The following is an 18,097-nucleotide window of genomic DNA, read 5'->3' on the forward strand; positions in this document are numbered from 1 at the left end:
ACATCATTGTATTTTTTAATAAAAATAAGGTTGCAAGGGGGATTTGCACCTAAAAAGAAGAGAAGGAGTATAATGATGAAAAACAGGAAACTAACCAGAATTATCGCAATTACGTTGACGGCAACTGTGGCTGCAACATCTGTGATGCCGTGCGGGACGGTATTAGGGGCGCAGAATGATCCGGTCACAGAAGAGGCAGCACAAACAACGGAGAGTGTGCAGGAATCAGAAGTATCAGAATCGGAAATATCAGAAGCTGAGACATCAGAAAACGAGACAGAGAGTCAGACAGGAACCGAAGCTGGCACCGAAAAAGAAATCAATACGGAGATTAATACGGAAACAGGGACAGAGACAGAAATCGGCATGGAGACAGAAAACGATGCTGAGATAGAGACAGAAATTGAGACAGAACAGATAAAATTAGAAAGTTCAGATTTCCCCCAGATTGGTTCTAAAGTTACAAAAAAGACAGTAGACTGCGAAACAAAAGAAACAAAGAGTACAGACTGGGAGCTGGTCTGGAGTGATGAATTTAATGAAGATTCGCTAGATCTGACAAAATGGGATTATCAGTCTGGTGATGGCAGTGATTATGGAGTTGCCGGATGGGGAAATGCTGAGAAAGAATATTATACAAAAGGGGAAAATATCTCTTTTGAAGATGGACATCTTGTGATTACGGCAAGAAAAGAAAACAGAGGAAGCTCCACTTATACCTCTGCGAAATTATGGACAAAAGGAAATGATTATTATAACGGAACTGCAAAAGAGCCGTTATATGCAAAAAAATATGGTCGTATTGAGGCAAAAATGTCTCTTCCGGAAGGTACCGGATACTGGCCGGCATTCTGGATGATGCCGCTGGATGACGCTTATGGTGGATGGGCTTCGTCCGGTGAGATCGATATTATGGAGGCAAGAGGACGTGTTACGGGAAGTGTTGACGGTACGATACATTTTGGTAATTCATGGCCGAATAATAAATCACGTGGAGGACACTATGATACGACGATCGATCCTTCCTTTAATTTTACACAGGAGCATGAATATGCGTTAGAATGGACACCGGGTAAGATCAGCTGGTTCGTAGATGATCAGTGCTACAAGACCATTACCAACTGGTATTCTATTGGTTCAGATAATAAAGAAAACTTTACTTATCCGGCTCCGTTTGACCAGGAATTTTATATCATGTTAAACCTGGCAGTGGGTGGCAATTACGACAGTGGCAATCTGGATGACATTGATGGCGGACAGATGAAAGTAGACTATGTGCGTGTCTATGATCTGCTGGATGCAAATGGAGAAATCCATGATTATTCTGAGGATGAAAAAACTGTTGAATCAGAGGCGGCGCAGGCTGGCGGATTAGAAGGCGGCATTGTCGGAAAAACCAATTTCTTAAGCGGTGATCTGACGAAGGCAAGAAAAATTACTGAACATGCAGAGGGAATCGAAGGCTGGTATCTGCAGAATGGCACAGGAGGTGCAGCGAATGTGACTGCTGCCGAGGGTGGTGCTAAGGTAAGCATCAGTTCTGCCGGAGAAAATGGGTACTCTGTGCAGCTGATGCATCAGTTTCCATTGACATATGGATATGAATATGAATTAAAATTTGATGCAAAAGCAGATGAAGCACGCAGTATCACGGCACAGGCAGGCGATTTTACCTATAATTTCCTTGGAAGCTGGACAAAATACAGCGATGCTTTTACCGTTCCACTGACGACCGAATGGAAAACTTATACCTATAAGTTCGACATGAAAGAATTTAACGATGACTATGCACGTCTGGAATTAAACCTTGGTTTGACGTCCACGGCCGGAGTTTATATCAGAAATGCATCATTGGTTGCAACCGGACTTTATCAGGGAATCACAGAAGATGGAGATAAGGAACCGACAAAGGGTGGAGAACACATTTATAACGGAACCTTTGATCAGGGAAATAATAAAGATGCAGGTGGTTCCTATACAAGATTAAAATTTTGGAATGTAAAAGGTAATGCAGCTGCAAATGTTGATACACAGCGTAAACTGGTACTTGGATCTGGAACAGATGAAAATGCTGGCATAGAACAGACAGGAATTTCTCTGCTTGGAAAAGATCGTTATGAACTTACTTTCGATGCTGCTGCATTTTCAGGTGATAGTATCAGAGTGCAGGTGAAGGGAGCAAATGGCACAGAGTATATTTCTGAAACGGTGGATCTGACTTCGGACATGCAAAAGAAAAAAGTATCTTTTACAGTGCCGGAAAATGTATCTGACAAAACAGGAAGTGTATCATTTATAGTTGGGAATGATGGTAAGAAAATACATATAGATAATATATCCCTGAAACGTTTGACAAATTATAACGTGGATTACAGCCAGATAAAAGTATATCCGATTGAAAATGGTGATTTTGCAGGATGCAGCGGAAATAATTTAAAAGGATGGAGTACTTATGGTAATCCGGCTGTTGATGTGGCAGATGGCGTGTGTACGGTAACTGCAGTTCCAAGTGGAAATGTATGGGATAAAATGCTGATTGCCGATGCCATGCAGATGGAAGAGGGAATGACGTATGAACTGCATTTTGAACAGAAAGCAGAACGTGCGGGAGAAACATACACTGCTAAAATAGAAACGACAGATGGAAGTTATACAGTTATTACCGAAAAACAGTGTAAGACGACAACTGACTGGACAAACGAGGATATTACGTTTACCTGTAATAGTTCCGGTGTGATGGAGTTTAAATATCTGCTTGCGCAGGTATCAGGTGAGTGCAAAATTTCATTTCGTAATGTGAAACTTAATGTTTCGAATGCGCCGATTTTGCAGATGCCGTTCTTCTATAAAAATGGTGTAACAAAAGCAGATCAGGATATTGTATTTCAGATGCATCCTGCAAGTAGTACAGGGGATGCATGGAAAGCAGCAGAAAAAACAGTAACAGTTGATGGAAAACAGGTGGAAGCTGTATTTGATGATACTACGATGACAATTCCGGCTGGAACTATTTCAGAGGAAGGAAAATATAAAATCAAAATTTCAGCTTTCGGATTTGATCTTTGTGAGTGGAATCTTGAGGTATTTCCAGCAGGAAAAAATCTGGTTTTGAATGGCAATTTTTCAAAAGGAACAGCATCATGGGCAGACAGCTATTTTAACGAGGGGGAAGGATATCCTGCGGGAAATCTCAGCGTAACAGAATCGAAAGAAGCGAAAATTGAGTATAAATGGGCTCAGAATTTCTGGGATCTTCAGTTGATACAAAAAAATATTCCGGTAAAAAAAGGCGTTGAATATAAGATTACCTTTGATGCTCGTGCAACAGTGGACCGTCCGGTCAGCCTTCAGATTGCAGGTGGACTTACAACCTATAAACTGGGAAGCAGATATCATAAATACACCCGTTATTTTACTGCACCGGAAAATAATGCGGAAATAGCATTCATGCTTGGAAATGTGGCGATGGGCAGTCTGATCACACCATCTGATGAACATACAGTTTATTTTGATAATATTTGTATAGAAGAAATGGGTGCGGAAGATGCACTGACGCGGATTCCTGAAGTTGAATCCGCAGGAAGTGTCAAGCTGACGCAGGATGCAGTATTGAACCTGGTTGGTGTCAATGATGCATGGAATGCTGCAGAAAAGACAGTTTATGTAAATGGAACAGCCGAAAACTGTAAATTTGATAATGATAAAATTACAATTACAGGAAGCACATTTCGTCAGACCGGAAACTATGAGGTCGTAATAAAAGCGGATGGATTTTCAGATACGAATCTGGCATTTTTGCAGATCACAAGCGCCGGTATTCAGGAATACATGACGAATGGTGATTTCTCGGAAGGCGAAAAGAATTGGAAATTCTGGGCAGGTGGTGAACCGGAATCTGCCAGTGTCCGTTATGTGGGCGGTCAGGCAGAAATCAATATGCTTTATCCGTGGAAAAACCAGTTTGGTGTTTATGATTCCTGGGGAATCCAGTTATCGCAGAATGTTCTTGTTTCTAAAGATACAGAATATGTTTTAAAATTTAAGGCAAAGTCCGAGATAAATAAAAAACTTGATGTTGATATCAGTGGACAGAAATTCAGTTTTGATATGACAGGGGATGAACAGGAGTTTACATGTCAGTTTAAGGCAAATGATGAAAAAGCTACAGTTGGATTTTTCTTTGGTGCATGTGATGAGAATACACCGGAAAATACAAAAATGTGGCTTAAGGATGTGTCTCTTACAAAGGTTGGCGATGAGACACTCGATGGTGTCTGCAGCTATCAGGTAGAACATTATCTTCAGAAAAATGGAAGTTATGTGTTATATGAAAAGGCACATGGAGCAGCCAAGGCAGATACCATGGTGGATGCACAAAAAGATGGACTGTGCAGAAATTATGAAGGATATACGTTTGCACCTGAAGTGAATGGTAGTGTTGTATCAGGGAAAGCCTCAGATAAACTGGTAATAAAGCTGTTCTATAAGCCGAATAAATATCAGATTCAATATGTGATGAATCTTGATGCAGACGTAAAAAATCCGAATCCGGATGCTTATACTTATGGTAAAATGGTCGTGTTGAAAGCGCCTTCCTGTGATACAAATGAATTTTTGGGATGGTATCTTGATCCTGAATATACAGTTCTGGTAGAGAATATCGAAGCTAATATGACAGGTGATGTTGTTCTTTATGCGAAGTGGAAGGATAGAGAAAATGTAGATCCGGAGAAACCAGGAGATAAAAAACCGGATGAAAATACGCCGGATATAAAGAAGCCAGATGAAAAAACACCAGATACGAAGATACCAGATGAAAAGACACCAGATACAAAGAAGCCAGATGAAAAAGCACCAGACTCACAGGATTCAGGAAATGCAGCGGTAACAGCCATATCTTTGAATAAAACGAAAGTTACTTTAAATAAAGGAAAAAAGTTTACGCTGACAGCAAAAATAACACCGGAAAATGCAGCAAATAAAAAGGTGGTATTCCGTTCAGGCAACAAAAAGGTTGCAACCGTAAATGCCAAAGGCGTGATTAAGGCGGTCGGAAAAGGTAAGACAAAAATTACAGTAAAAACGCCAGACGGTAAAAAAACAGCAGTTTGTACCGTTACAGTTAAAATTCCGTCTAAAAAAGTAACCATGAATGTCAAAGAGATTTATGTGGTAAAAGGGAAAAAAATAAGCCTTAAAGCAACCATGAATCCAATTGACAGTACCGATAAAATTAAGTGGAGCAGTTCCAAAAAATCAGTGGTAACCGTAAAAAATGGAAAAATAACAGCTAAAAAGACCGGCACTGCAGTCATCACAGCTAAGACGACGAGCGGCAAAAAAGTAACATGTAAGGTACATGTTGTAAAGAAAGCCAAAAAATCGACGTCAATCAAATTAAATAAAAAACAGCTGACCATGAAGACTGGCGGCAGATATGAACTTAAGGCAAAAGTAAAACCGTTTAATTCAACGGATATCGTAAAATGGAAGAGTTCAAATAAAAAGATTGCAACGGTAGACCAGTTTGGAACTGTAAAAGCAAAGAAAGCTGGAAAGGTAAAAATTACAGCAACTACGTCCAGTGGAAAAAAGGTTACCTGTGTTATCAAGGTAAAGAAAAAATAAAGACAGGAATTTGATCTTTTAAAGGAAAGAGGGATGACAGATATGAAATGCCATCCCTTTTTTGAGTCTTCGTATTTAATTTATAGAACATTATTTTATGTAATAGAGAATTTCAACGAAATTTCCTATTACATAAAAAAACTGCCATATCAAATTTGATATGACAGCTTTTTTACTGTTCAATTAAGCTCTTTCAACTTTGCCGGATTTCAAACAGGAAGCACATACATATAATTTCTTAGGTGTTCCGTTTACTTTACAGCTCACACGCTTGATGTTTGATTTCCACATTCTATTTGATCTTCTATGAGAATGGCTGACATTATTTCCGAAATGAGCGCCCTTTCCACAAACTGCACATTTTGCCATAGTTTTGCACCTCCTTGTAATTCACTAAGTCTGCCTGTACTATCAGACTCACAACATGTTTATTCTAACAGATTCATTTTTATATTGCAAGCAAATTTTAAAAAAAATATTAAAAATAGTAAACAGGACTAGGAATTTTGGTAAAAAGCGGTTATAATAGACAATAAACTAGCGTTAATATGGCTTTGAAAGGAGCAGGAACGTATATGAATGGACATATGGATACCCAGTTGGGAAGAGTTTCAATAGACCCGGAAGTAATTGCAACCTATGCAGGATCTGTAGCTGTAGAGTGCTTTGGAATCGTAGGTATGGCTGCAGTTAACATGAAAGATGGTCTGGTGAAGTTACTGAAAAAAGATTATTTGACACATGGTATTAATGTAGCGATTGACGAGGATAATAAGATTACGATCGATTTTCACGTGATCGTATCCTACGGCGTCAGCATCAGTACGGTTTCCGATAATTTAATAGAGACGGTAAGATATAAAGTAGAAGAGTTTACCGGACTGGAAATCAAAAAAATTAACATTTACGTTGAAGGCGTGCGTGTAATTGATTAAGGAGGACATAGAAGGTGGAAATCACTACGATAAATACTGAGCTTGTGGCGAAGATGTTTCTTGCCGGAGCAAAGAATCTAGATGCAAAGAAAGAATGGATCAACGAGCTGAACGTATTCCCGGTTCCGGATGGTGATACCGGTACAAATATGTCAATGACGATCATGTCAGCGGCAAGAGAGGTAAGTGCTTTGGAAAAACCAGAGATGAAAGCATTGGCAAAAGCTATTTCATCCGGTTCTTTAAGAGGAGCGAGAGGTAACTCAGGTGTTATTCTTTCACAGTTGTTCCGTGGTTTTACAAAGGTGATCGCGGAATATGATGAGATCAACGTACAGATTTTATCAGATTCTTTCCAGAAGGCCGTTGAGACAGCATACAAAGCTGTTATGAAGCCAAAAGAGGGAACAATCCTGACTGTGGCAAAAGGCATGTCTGACCGTGCGTTAGAACTTTGTGATGATACAGAAGATCTGGTATATTTCTGTGAAGAAGTCATCAAGGAAGGTGACCGCGTGTTAGATCTCACACCGGAGATGCTTCCTGTTTTAAAACAGGCGGGAGTTGTGGATTCCGGCGGACAGGGTCTGATGCAGGTTATGAAAGGTGCAATGGATGCACTGCTCGGCAAAGAAGTGGATTACACCATCGAGGAAACTCAGGCGGTGAAAAAGGCACCGGAAAGTACAGGAACATCCTACAATATTGAAGCACAGGCAAATCAGGAGATCAAATTTGCATATTGTACACAGTTCCTTATTATGCTTGATACGCCGATCACACTGCAGCAGGAGAATGAGTTTAAGTCTTATCTGGAGACGATCGGTGATTCCATTGTTGTTGTCGCAGATGATGAGATCGTAAAGGTACATGTACATACCAACGATCCGGGACTTGCGATGCAGAGAGGACTGACCTATGGCTCCCTGACTACAATCATCATTGAAAATATGAAGTTAGAGCGTGATGAAAAGATTTCTGCCCTGAAAGAAAAAGAGATGCAGTCAGCAGGTATTCCGGAAGAAAAAGAGGAAAAACCGGCAGAGCCTCCAAAAGAGATGGGATTTATATCCGTCAGCATCGGAGAGGGAATCAATGAGATCTTTAAGGGACTCGGTGTTGATTATATCATCGAGGGTGGTCAGACTATGAATCCGAGTACTGAGGATATGTTAAATGCCATTGAAAAAGTAAATGCAAAGACGGTATTTATTTTGCCGAACAATAAAAATATTATCCTTGCAGCAAATCAGGCAGCATCTTTAGTAGAGGACAAAAAGATCATTGTTATCCCGACTAAGACGATTCCACAGGGTATCACTGCTCTGATCAATTTCATTCCGGACAGTACACCGGAAGACAATGAACAGCGTATGAGTGCTGAGATTTCCACGGTCAAGACAGGTCAGGTTACTTATGCAGTCCGTGACACAGTGATCGATGATAAAGAGATCAAACAGGATGATTTTATGGGTATCGGCGATTCCGGTATTCTTTCCGTAGGACAGAATTTAGAACCGACAGTCATGGATATGATGAAACAGCTTGTGGATGAAGATTCTGCGATTGTCAGCATTTATTATGGTGAGGATACGAAAGAAGAAGATGCAAATGCACTTGGCGAGAAGATTGGAGAGGCATTCCCGGATGTCGAGATCGAAGTGCATTACGGCGGACAGCCAATCTACTATTATGTCATTTCTGTAGAATAAGAATGGAGTAAAAATGGACCGCAATTCCCCTTTAAGAGATATTAAGGGTGTTGGCGCTAAAACAGAAGAATTATTTCATAAGATAGGAGTATACACCGTAGGTGATATACTCCTTCATTATCCCCGGACATATATACAGTACCCGCAGGCGAAGCATGTGGATGAGGTGTCAGACGGAGAACAGGCAGCGGTTCTTGGACGGATCACAAGAACACCGGTAGTGCGAAAAGTGCGTACTATGCAGATCACGGTTACGACGATCAGTGAGATGGGAGTTTCCTTAGAACTGGTATGGTACCGGATGCCTTATATGAAAAATAATTTAAAAGCCGGCAACACCTACATATTTTATGGAAAAGTTAATAAAAAGAACGGAAGACTTGTCATGGAGCAGGCAGCCTTGTTTACAGAAGAACAGTATGCATCCATGGAACAGGTATTTCTGCCTGTATACACGCTGACCAACGGACTTTCCAATAATCTTGTCACGAAAACAGTGCGGGCGGCACTTGGAGACGAACAGTTGTTTATGGATTATCTTCCATGCGCGATCCGCGAAAAATATGGGCTTTGTGAGTATAATTACGCCATACGGCAGATTCATTTTCCGGAGGATATGGATACACTCATTACAGCGAGAAGACGCCTTGTGTTTGATGAAATTTTCCTTTTTATATTAAGCATGCAGTATCAGAAGGAAAAGCATGTCAAAGAGAAAAATGAGTTTGTTTTTGCTGAGGATGATTTTACAAATGAGTTGATAGAAAAACTTCCTTATGAGCTTACCAATGCACAGAAAAAAGCGCTTGCGGATGTGAAACGTGATATGCGTTCCGAGACGGTCATGCAGCGTCTGATCCAGGGAGACGTAGGCTCCGGTAAAACGATCGTTGCGTTCCTTGCGATGGCTGATACAGCACACAATGGATACCAGTCTGCGATCATGGCGCCGACGGAAGTACTTGCAAGACAGCATTATGAGTCTTATCAGAATATGTGTGAACAGTTTGGACTTCATATTCCTATCGTGCTTTTGACCGGTTCCATGACGGCAAAACAGAAACGCCGCGCTTATGAAGCATTAGAGGTATATCCGAATGCTATGATCATCGGGACACATGCACTGATACAGGAGAAAGCAATTTATCAGAATCTGGCACTTGTGATCACGGACGAACAGCATCGTTTTGGAGTACGGCAGCGTGAAACATTTGCAGGAAAAGGAACAGAACCGCATGTACTTGTCATGAGTGCAACCCCGATTCCACGTACTTTGGCGATCATTATCTATGGGGATCTGGATATTTCTGTCATTGATGAAGTTCCGGCAAAAAGACTTCCAATCAAAAACTGTGTAGTTGACCGGCGATACCGCCCGAAAGCATATGCTTTTATCGAGCATGAGATACGCGCGGGACATCAGGCATATGTGATCTGTCCGCTGGTGGAAGAAAGTGAAAATATGGAAGCGGAGAACGTTACCGATTATGCAAAACGTCTGCGGGAAGAACTGCCGGAAGACATTGTGATCGGTGTTTTACACGGACAGATGAAAGCAGACCAGAAAAATAAGATTATGGATCAATTTGTAAAAAATGAGATTCAGGTGCTTGTTTCCACGACAGTTGTTGAGGTTGGCGTCAATGTGCCGAATGCTACGGTCATGATGATCGAGAATGCAGAACGTTTTGGACTTGCACAGCTCCATCAGTTAAGAGGACGTGTCGGAAGAGGTGACGCCCAGTCTTACTGTATTATGGTCAACGCCTCAGACAGTAAAAATTCGATGAAACGGCTTGATATTTTAAATAAATCTAATGATGGATTTAAAATTGCAAGTGAAGACCTGAAATTACGTGGTCCGGGAGATTTTTTTGGCATCCGCCAGTCCGGAGAGATGCAGTTTTTGCTGGCAGATATTTATCAGGATGCAGCCGTGTTACAACAGGCATCAGAGGAAGTGCAGGATCTGCTTGCCGCAGACCCGGAACTTTGTGGCGAAGAAAATGTCAATCTGCAGCATTATCTGGAGATTTTCTTCGAGGATCAAAAGAGCAGATTAAATTTATGACAGAGATCTGTTTATAATGGATTTTATTTAGAGGCAGAATATAAAAACATAAAAAACGGGAGCTTCCGTTATGGAAAGCATCCCGTTTTTTGAGCTGGAATCATAATTCCTGGTGACATATAGCTCCTGACAAAATTATGATTTTAGCGGACGATAAATCTTAGCTGGCAGATGATTACTTGCCTGACATCTGTTTCTCCTGTGCCTCGATCATTTTCTTAACCATATAACCGCCGACAGAACCGTTCTGTCTGGAAGTAAGGTCTCCATTGTAACCGTCCTTTAAAGGTACGCCGATCTCGCTTGCTACCTCATATTTGAAACGGTCTAATGCACTTTTTGCTTCAGGAACTGCTGCTCTGTTAGATGAACGACTTGCCATAATAGTTTCCTCCTTTGGTGTGTTGTGATACATCATTTGTTTCAAAGTATCCTTTGTATTAAAGTCTGAACAAACGCCGCGCTGATCATATGTTCCGCGGCGTTTGTGTTTTGCTGCGGTGTTTTTGATCGCGTTTTGTTTTGTTCAGTGATAGTATATGAAATATGATGTCAGATAAACATGTATTTTTTGTCAGAAAAGCAAGTAATATCCGTTTTGAAAAACGCATAAGATATCTGTTTTATGTTTTGTAAATAAAACTTGTAAGCGCTTACAAATATTTATTTACAAACCGGATCATATAAGCTATGATAAAGGTAACGTGGTTGTGTCAGAAATTCGTAATGCAGGCTGGCAAAATGCACAGGAGAAGGAGAAAAACAGTATGGATAAGATTGAAAAATACATTGATGAACTTTTAGAGAAAAGCACACCGGATCGCCCGATCTGGAACATCGAAAAAATTCTGCAGGGGAAAAAGTCAACCTGGAATTATATTGATGGCTGTATGATCAAGGCAATTTTAGAGATGTATGCCATCACAAAAGACGAAAAATATTTTTCATTTGCAGATCATTTTATTGACTGTAAAGTTATGGAGGATGGTTCGATTGAAGGATATTCCGTGGAAGAACTGAATATTGACAATGTCAATGCCGGAAAGACATTATTTGAACTTTATGATCTGACAGGAAAAGAAAAATACCGTAAAGCGATCGACCTTGTATATAGCCAGATCAAGAAAATGCCTCGTACAAAAGAAGGAAATTTCTGGCATAAAAACATTTATCCAAATCAGGTATGGTTAGACGGACTCTATATGTGCCAGCCATTTTATATGGAGTATGAGACCCGTTTCAATGACAAAAAAAATTATGACGATATTTTTTCACAGTTTTTTAATGTGGCAGAGAACATGCGTGACCCAAAGACTGGACTTTACTATCATGCGTATGATTCCTCAAGAGAAATGTTCTGGTGTGATAAAGTAACCGGTCTCAGCCAGAATTTCTGGCTTCGTGCATTGGGATGGTATTCCATGGCTTTGCTTGATACTTTGGATAAAGCAGATGCGTCTGTCGGCGAACCATATGAAAAAATGAAACAGATCTTTGTGGATCTGATGGATTCCATGTTAAAATATCAGGATGAGAGTGGCATGTGGTATCAGGTCGTAAATGTCGGTGGAATGGATCGTAATTATCTTGAGACAAGCGGAAGCTCGATCATGGCATATGCACTGCTTAAGGGTGTACGTCTTGGATTTTTGCCGGAAAGTTACCGTGTTTATGGTGAGAGGGCATTTCACGGTATTTGTGATAAATATTTATCGGAAGATGAAAACGGAGAGCTTCATTTAGATGGTATCTGTCTGGTTGCAGGATTAGGCGGAGCAAACCGCCGTTCCGGAACATTTGATTATTATATGTCCGAGCCGGTTGTAAAAGATGATGCAAAAGGTGTCGGTCCATTTTTACTTGCATATACAGAGATGAAGCGTTTAGAGAAGTAAAATAAAAAATTATTTGCCGGTAAAGGAAAAAGGAGCAGATATGAGAGGTAATAATCAAACAAAATTTAGTGGAACAAAAGCAGTTGGGGTAAGTATCCTTGCACTTTGCTTATTGGCATTTTCACAGCTTCTGGCACTGTTGATCGGAAATATGCTGGTGGCAGGCGGAATGTCAGCAGTGACCGGGAATATTTTTACCGGAATTTTATATGCAGGACTGGTGCTTGGCGGAGTCTGGCTGATATGCAAGAAGATGTTGAAAATACCAGTGACAGATTTTAAGGTTGGGAAGCCGGATCTGCATCCATTTTGGATCATCGCTGCTTTTGCAATGCCGTTGCTGGTGATCTTAGTATATCAGTTATTTGCAGGAACATGGCAGCAATCGTCCATGGAACCGGAAACGATAAAACGGCTTGTCGCCGGAAGTGTGGCATATTTAGGGCTGGCAACCGGAATCGTGGAAGAGACAGTATTCCGTGGAGTTATTATGAGTTCGGTAGAATATGCGTGGAACCGGAAAATTGCAGTGATCGTTCCATCCGTTCTGTTTGGATGTTTGCATATCGAAGAGGGGATGAGTATTTCTGGAATGATCCAGGTTGTGATAGCAGGAAGTCTGGTTGGCATTTTGTTCTCCCTTGTGACCTGTTATACCGGAACAATCTGGTATTCTGCACTCATGCATGGAGTCTGGAATTGTCTGATGATCGGAGGATTGATCCATATCGGCTCTGCGGTGGATGGTACAGCCTGGTATAATTATGTGCTTGATACAGATTCTTTTCTGCTGACGGGTGGAGAATTCGGTGTGGAGTCTTCTGTTATTTCCATAGCAGCGTATCTGCTTTTTGCTGTCATCGCATTATTATTACTCAGTAAAAAGAAAGAAGCATAACTTATTTTAAAATATAATTTTAGACAGAAAAATCGCAGTCGTGGTCTTATAAATCCACGGCTGCGATTTTTATCATTTTATAACGCTGATTCATAGTTGTTTTGGAGGGCTGGTTATTGTTTTATTCCACCAGCGTCAGATCAGAAATATCAGGATGTACCGTCAGCGAAAAATTAGTGTAATACACCACAAAGCCCGGAGCACTTCCGTTTGGTTTTTTTACATTTTTTTTCTGAAGATAATCGATCTCAATCTTATCACTGTCCCTGCCGCTTGAATAGTAACCGGCAAGTTTTCCGGCTTCTTCAAACATGCGGTCTGGCAGGTCTGTTTCGTTGTTTGTTTTTACGATAACATGGGAACCTGGCATTCCTTTGGCATGAAACCACCAGTCGTTTCCGGTTGCAAATTTAAATGTCAGTTCTTCATTCTGATAATTATTTTTCCCAACATACATATGATAACCGTCCGAAGAAATGTAATGAAAAGGTTTGCTTTTGATCTTTGCTTTTTTATCGGTGCGTTTCCGTTTGATATATCCATATTCTGCCAGTTCTTCTTTGATCTGCACCAGATCATCCTCAGTCAGGGCAATATCTAAAGAGGTGGCAATACTCTCTAAATGTTCAATTTCAGACTTTGTCTCCTGGATCAGATCGGTAAGTGCCTCATAAGTACGTTTTAACTTCCCGTATTTATCAAAATATTTTTGCGCATTTGCTTTGGCATCTAAAGTCGGATCAAGAGGAATCGTAACGTTTTCGTTTGTATAATAATTGACTGCTTCAAGCTGTCTGGCACCTTCCTCTAAACCGTAGCCGTATGTGTGGATGAGCTCACCGTATACTTTATATTTATCACGTTTTTCGGTGTCTTTTAACTGCTTTAGCTGGAGCTGGTATTTTTTCCGGTTACGTTCTAATGCAGTTGATACGATTTTACGCAGATCGACAGATTTTTGTCGGATGCGTGTGTAAATATTTCTTGAAGCGTAGTATTCTTCAAGTACTTTGGAGATCGAATCATATTCTGTCATAGTATAGCCATCTGTGTCAGAAATGTCTGTGTTCTGCATGATTTTTTTGTCGGATGTAGTGTGGACATATTCTGACAGGCGGAAACAGGAAAAATCGATCGGTTCCCGTCCGCGCATGATGATGTTTGGACAGTAATTGTGATTTCTGACATCATCCATCATCCATGAAAAGTTATGGAACAGATGTTTTTTGCCGTCTGCATCCAATGAATCTACTGGCATATCTCCATCAATCGAAGCACGGTAACAGATTTCATTTGCGATCACAGGACTGATTCCGGTGAAAGAACCATAAATTGCCTTTGTGATGGAAACAGGTTTTTTCATGACGGATTCCATGAAAACTTCTTCCGTAACTTCAAGTGGATTTAATTTATCTTCCTGTGTCGCAGGAATACAGTAAGCCCGTCCCGGAAGGACTTCACGCACAGAACTCATCATGGAGGATACATGTTTGATACTGTCAATAATCATGCCGTCGGCGTTACAGAAAATAATGTTGCTGTGTTTTCCCATCAATTCTACAATCAGTGTTTTCTGACACAGATCCCCCATCTCATCAAGATGTTCAATGTCAAAATGAATAATACGTTCCATATGGGGCTGATAAATTTTTATGATCCGTCCGTTTGCGATATGTTTGCGCAACAGCATACAAAAATTTGGTGCGGTCAGGGGACTTGGTTTGTTCGTTTCAGTCAGATACACAAAAGGCAGGGAAGCACTTGCGGACATGGCAAGGCGGAACTGTCCGTTGCTTCCTTTTAAGGTAAAAAGAAGTTCGTCATTTTCCGGCTGTGCAATTTTGCTGATTTTTGCATTTAAAATTGTCTGATTCAGTTCATATACAAGATTGGATATTACTAATCCATCAAAAGCCATTTTTAAATCTCCTTTCGGAATGTGTTTCCGCGGATTTCCCGCAGAATGATATTATAACGGATTTTTAATGCAAAAACAATGTTGATAGATAGTATATTTGTTGACACATTAAAATGAAAATAATATAACTATTATATAAATTTCTGTAAATACAATAACTTATCGAAATTTGTCAGAAAAACTAATAAAATTATACAAATAATAATATGCAGATTTTGATATGCATGTTTACTTGAAAAATTAAGCTGGCAGTATTGTATTCGAAAATGAGTTGCCAAGAGGAAAACCGGGAGAATGAGGATTGGAGGATTTGCGTATGTTAAAACAAAAAAAAGAGTATTGTGGTAATGGCAAAAGTACTGGTAATGGCACTTTTGATCAGTGTGTTTGCAGCTATTCCGTCGGCAGAGACATTTGCTGCTGCAAATAAAGCGCTTCGTACAAAGGTTACATTTAACGGAGATAAATCAGAAGAGGCGGGGGAAAATAATAGTTACTATCTTGGGATTGGCTATAAAAAAACATCAAAAATAAAGAAAAATATGAAACTTTCGGTTAAGGTGTATGTTCCGGCATCAGCCCTAAAAAAGAATTGGGATCGTGTTTATGTAAATACAGGGATTGATCTTGAAAACAGTAAAAATGGTAAATATGCCGGTACTATCTCTTCAAGATATCCGGTGATATTGATCAAAGATGGTAAAAAAATACAAGTGGAATTGTATGATTCAGTAACTGACAGAAATATTAAAGCCGGGAAACTGGCAAGCTGCAAAAAATCAGGAAAATATTATATGATTACAGTTAACAATATGCCGCTGAGGAATGTTGTTTCTAAAGATGAAAAGGAGTCAAAGATCAATACAAAAACCAAATACAACATTATACAAGGGGTTGCTATTACAGGAGTCTGTTCAAAGAGCAGCGGCTATATATATGTGGATGATATAAAATTTTCGGGCGTAACGACACAGAAGATCACATTTAATAAAAAAGATTATAAGTTTTGTGATTGTTCTCATCTTGAGAAGCAGCATACTGTGAAGGTTACAACTATAAAATAAAATTTAAACTGATATAAAATATCAATGAGTGCAAGTGTGTCAACATGCTTGCACTCATTTTTATTATTGCGGGAACAGGACAATTTGAATTTGTATATTTTAATTAAAAATAAATTACAAATATGAAAATAAAATTAAATAAATAAAAATGTCTTTTTTTATGTAAAAAATTTGTTATACTAAATTTACATATGAAGAAATGAAATATCAGTTTTAATCTGGATATTCTATATGTCAGCTTTTTATTAATAAAGATGGCATATCCGTAACAGTCTTTTTTATTTCATTACAGATATCTTTAAGAATATTCCTGACGCATTTAAGTGAAACAATGGCTTTATTCACACACTGTACTTTGACAATTAAATTAAGAAGAGATTCGATCAGAGAAGTTGCTTTTCCATAGCATTACGTTTATAATAAAAACAGAAAATCCAATATAGTATACTTTTCAAGGCAGCCGGCAGGACGGCTTTACCACTTAGATCTGCTCCAAGATTCGGAGAAAGGGGTGGTAGCATGGTTACATACAGTGACTTGTTCACATTCGTTATTATGATATGTGCCATCATAACGCTTGTCAGAAGTGTCAGTAATGATACCCATGATAAGACAAAAAAATAACCGTCCGGCTCCTACCAAGAACTGACGGTTATTTTTTGTAACTGATTAATTAAGTTCACCGGAGCAGATAGGTATTTGCTTATCATCCGGCTGTCTTGATAAGTATATTATAGAAGTTTCCATTTTATTTGTCAACGTCATAAGGTAAAAGAATCAAAAATAAAAGATAAAGGAGAATCGAAGTTATGAGAGAAAGAAGAAACCGGAAAGGAATGAACACCGCAAAGGTGGCAGGATGGAAAAAAGCAGTCGTGCTCACGCTGGCACTTATCATGTGCATCAGCAGCATTGTAGTACCACAGCCGGAGGAAGTATCGGCAAAGCAGGCAACATACATTGATTACTTTGGCAAAGATCAGCCAAAGAATCAGATTGTGTTTGCAACATCGGATGATGCCAAATGGCATAAATATAATGAACATTGCTGTAATGTTTCCAATGACAATGGAACATACAATCATTATCACTGCATGAAAAAGAAAACTGTTTATGCAGGAGAGAAGTTCACGATTGTTCCGGTTGCCATGTTTAAAAATGGAGTGGTAGTAGGATCAAAAAACAGTAAAGACGGTATCAAATCCGGTGAACTGAAATACAAATCCTCGAACACCAGCATTGCAACAGTAAATGCAAAGGGTGTTGTGACAGTAAAGAAAAAAGGAAAATGTAAGATCACTGTGACATCCATCTATGATTCCAAAGTAAAAGGAACACTGAGTCTGACGGTAAGTAAGGGAAAACAGAAAGCAAAGATCACTTTAAAAAAGAGCAAAGAAAGCATCATTGTTGGAAATACAACCACGATCAAGGTAAAATCTTTCAAGGGTCTCAGCAATAAGAACCTTACCTTTTCTTCCAGTGACAAGAAGATTGCAACGGTATCATCCAAAGGAAAAGTAACCGGAAAGAAAGCTGGTACAGCTACGATCACTGTAACTTCCCTAATCAACAAGAAAGTAAAAGCTGTGTTTAAGGTAACAGTAAAAACGGCGGATATGATCGATACGGACTATTCCGAAAAAGGAAAAGGTAAGATCGTCCTCGAAGAAGATAACGTGGTTTTATATCCGGAAAAATCTTTCCATAAGATTTATAATCATTGTGGTGATGCACACAGCCTTGAATTTTATACCGAAGATCACGAGAGCATGGATCAGTTTATTGGAGAACAGCTTTTAGTACAGAAAGAAAAATACGGACAGGCGCAGATCAAGGTAAAACGGATCACCGGCGTAAAGAACAGTGCTGTTTCCTATAAGTCCAGCAACACAAGTGTTGCTGCTGTATCTTCTACCGGTTTTGTTACACCGAAAAAGGTAGGAACCGCAACGATCACAGTTACATCCAAAGCC

The 18,097-nt window shown here is 39.6% G+C and carries 11 protein-coding genes; 8 read left to right on the forward strand and 3 right to left on the reverse strand.

The window, feature by feature from the left end:
- Positions 1-72: 72 nt before the first annotated feature.
- A complete protein-coding gene (locus tag DXA60_RS13175) occupies positions 73-5,628 on the forward strand; it encodes a carbohydrate binding domain-containing protein (RefSeq protein ID WP_117921871.1) in 5,556 nt (1,851 codons plus the stop codon).
- A gap of 183 nt (positions 5,629-5,811) precedes the next feature.
- Here DXA60_RS13175 and rpmB read toward each other — a convergent pair whose 3' ends face one another.
- Positions 5,812-5,997 (reverse strand): 50S ribosomal protein L28, encoded by a 186-nt coding sequence (rpmB, locus tag DXA60_RS13180; protein ID WP_006856028.1) that lies wholly within the window; start codon positions 5,995-5,997, stop codon positions 5,812-5,814.
- Between the two features lie 206 nt (positions 5,998-6,203).
- Between rpmB and DXA60_RS13185 the strand changes: the two genes are divergently transcribed.
- Genes DXA60_RS13185 through recG form a run of 3 tightly spaced genes read left to right on the forward strand, consistent with a single transcriptional unit; the run spans position 6,204 to position 10,346 of the window.
- Positions 6,204-6,563 (forward strand): Asp23/Gls24 family envelope stress response protein, encoded by a 360-nt coding sequence (locus tag DXA60_RS13185; protein ID WP_015560583.1) that lies wholly within the window; start codon positions 6,204-6,206, stop codon positions 6,561-6,563.
- 14 nt (positions 6,564-6,577) lie between these two features.
- On the forward strand, positions 6,578-8,275 hold the full coding sequence (locus DXA60_RS13190; RefSeq protein ID WP_055193700.1) for a DAK2 domain-containing protein: 1,698 nt from the start codon (positions 6,578-6,580) through the stop codon (positions 8,273-8,275).
- A 13-nt stretch (positions 8,276-8,288) separates the two neighbouring features.
- Positions 8,289-10,346, forward strand: a complete 2,058-nt coding sequence (gene recG, locus DXA60_RS13195; protein WP_117921872.1) for an ATP-dependent DNA helicase RecG — start codon at positions 8,289-8,291, stop codon at positions 10,344-10,346.
- A gap of 175 nt (positions 10,347-10,521) precedes the next feature.
- On the opposite strand, the gene DXA60_RS13200 is transcribed toward recG, so the two are convergent.
- Positions 10,522-10,728: an alpha/beta-type small acid-soluble spore protein gene (locus DXA60_RS13200; protein WP_117921873.1), complete on the reverse strand. Its 207-nt coding sequence runs from the start codon at positions 10,726-10,728 to the stop codon at positions 10,522-10,524.
- Positions 10,729-11,113: 385 nt separating this feature from the next.
- On the opposite strand from DXA60_RS13200, the gene DXA60_RS13205 reads away from it, so the two are divergent.
- Together DXA60_RS13205 and DXA60_RS13210 are read left to right on the forward strand one after the other, a co-directional pair.
- Positions 11,114-12,241: a glycoside hydrolase family 88/105 protein gene (locus tag DXA60_RS13205; protein ID WP_117921874.1), complete on the forward strand. Its 1,128-nt coding sequence runs from the start codon at positions 11,114-11,116 to the stop codon at positions 12,239-12,241.
- Between the two features lie 40 nt (positions 12,242-12,281).
- Entirely contained in the window at positions 12,282-13,139 is an 858-nt protein-coding gene (locus DXA60_RS13210; RefSeq protein WP_147345394.1) for a CPBP family intramembrane glutamic endopeptidase, read from the forward strand.
- A gap of 121 nt (positions 13,140-13,260) precedes the next feature.
- Here DXA60_RS13210 and DXA60_RS13215 read toward each other — a convergent pair whose 3' ends face one another.
- Positions 13,261-15,057 carry an Rqc2 family fibronectin-binding protein gene (locus DXA60_RS13215; RefSeq protein ID WP_117921876.1) on the reverse strand — a complete coding sequence of 599 codons (1,797 nt, stop codon included), beginning with the start codon at positions 15,055-15,057 and terminating at the stop codon, positions 13,261-13,263.
- 347 nt (positions 15,058-15,404) lie between these two features.
- Between DXA60_RS13215 and DXA60_RS13220 the strand changes: the two genes are divergently transcribed.
- Positions 15,405-16,121, forward strand: coding sequence for a hypothetical protein (locus DXA60_RS13220; RefSeq protein WP_243006882.1), 717 nt, complete (start codon positions 15,405-15,407; stop codon positions 16,119-16,121).
- A gap of 809 nt (positions 16,122-16,930) precedes the next feature.
- A partial coding sequence (locus tag DXA60_RS13225) for an Ig-like domain-containing protein (protein WP_243006883.1) occupies positions 16,931-18,097 on the forward strand: 1,167 nt, incomplete at its 3' end.

The sequence above is a fragment of the Roseburia sp. OF03-24 genome (assembly GCF_003463035.1).
Classification (GTDB): Bacteria; Bacillota; Clostridia; order Lachnospirales; family Lachnospiraceae; genus Roseburia; species Roseburia rectibacter.

Coding starts and splice junctions, on each gene's coding strand:
- DXA60_RS13175 (WP_117921871.1), top strand. CDS start 73: ATGATGAAAAACAGGAAACTAACCAGAATTATCGCAATTACGTTGACG.
- DXA60_RS13185 (WP_015560583.1), top strand. CDS start 6,204: ATGAATGGACATATGGATACCCAGTTGGGAAGAGTTTCAATAGACCCG.
- DXA60_RS13205 (WP_117921874.1), top strand. CDS start 11,114: ATGGATAAGATTGAAAAATACATTGATGAACTTTTAGAGAAAAGCACA.
- recG (WP_117921872.1), top strand. CDS start 8,289: ATGGACCGCAATTCCCCTTTAAGAGATATTAAGGGTGTTGGCGCTAAA.
- DXA60_RS13210 (WP_147345394.1), top strand. CDS start 12,282: ATGAGAGGTAATAATCAAACAAAATTTAGTGGAACAAAAGCAGTTGGG.
- DXA60_RS13215 (WP_117921876.1), bottom strand. CDS start 15,057: ATGGCTTTTGATGGATTAGTAATATCCAATCTTGTATATGAACTGAAT.
- rpmB (WP_006856028.1), bottom strand. CDS start 5,997: ATGGCAAAATGTGCAGTTTGTGGAAAGGGCGCTCATTTCGGAAATAAT.
- DXA60_RS13220 (WP_243006882.1), top strand. CDS start 15,405: ATGGCAAAAGTACTGGTAATGGCACTTTTGATCAGTGTGTTTGCAGCT.
- DXA60_RS13200 (WP_117921873.1), bottom strand. CDS start 10,728: ATGGCAAGTCGTTCATCTAACAGAGCAGCAGTTCCTGAAGCAAAAAGT.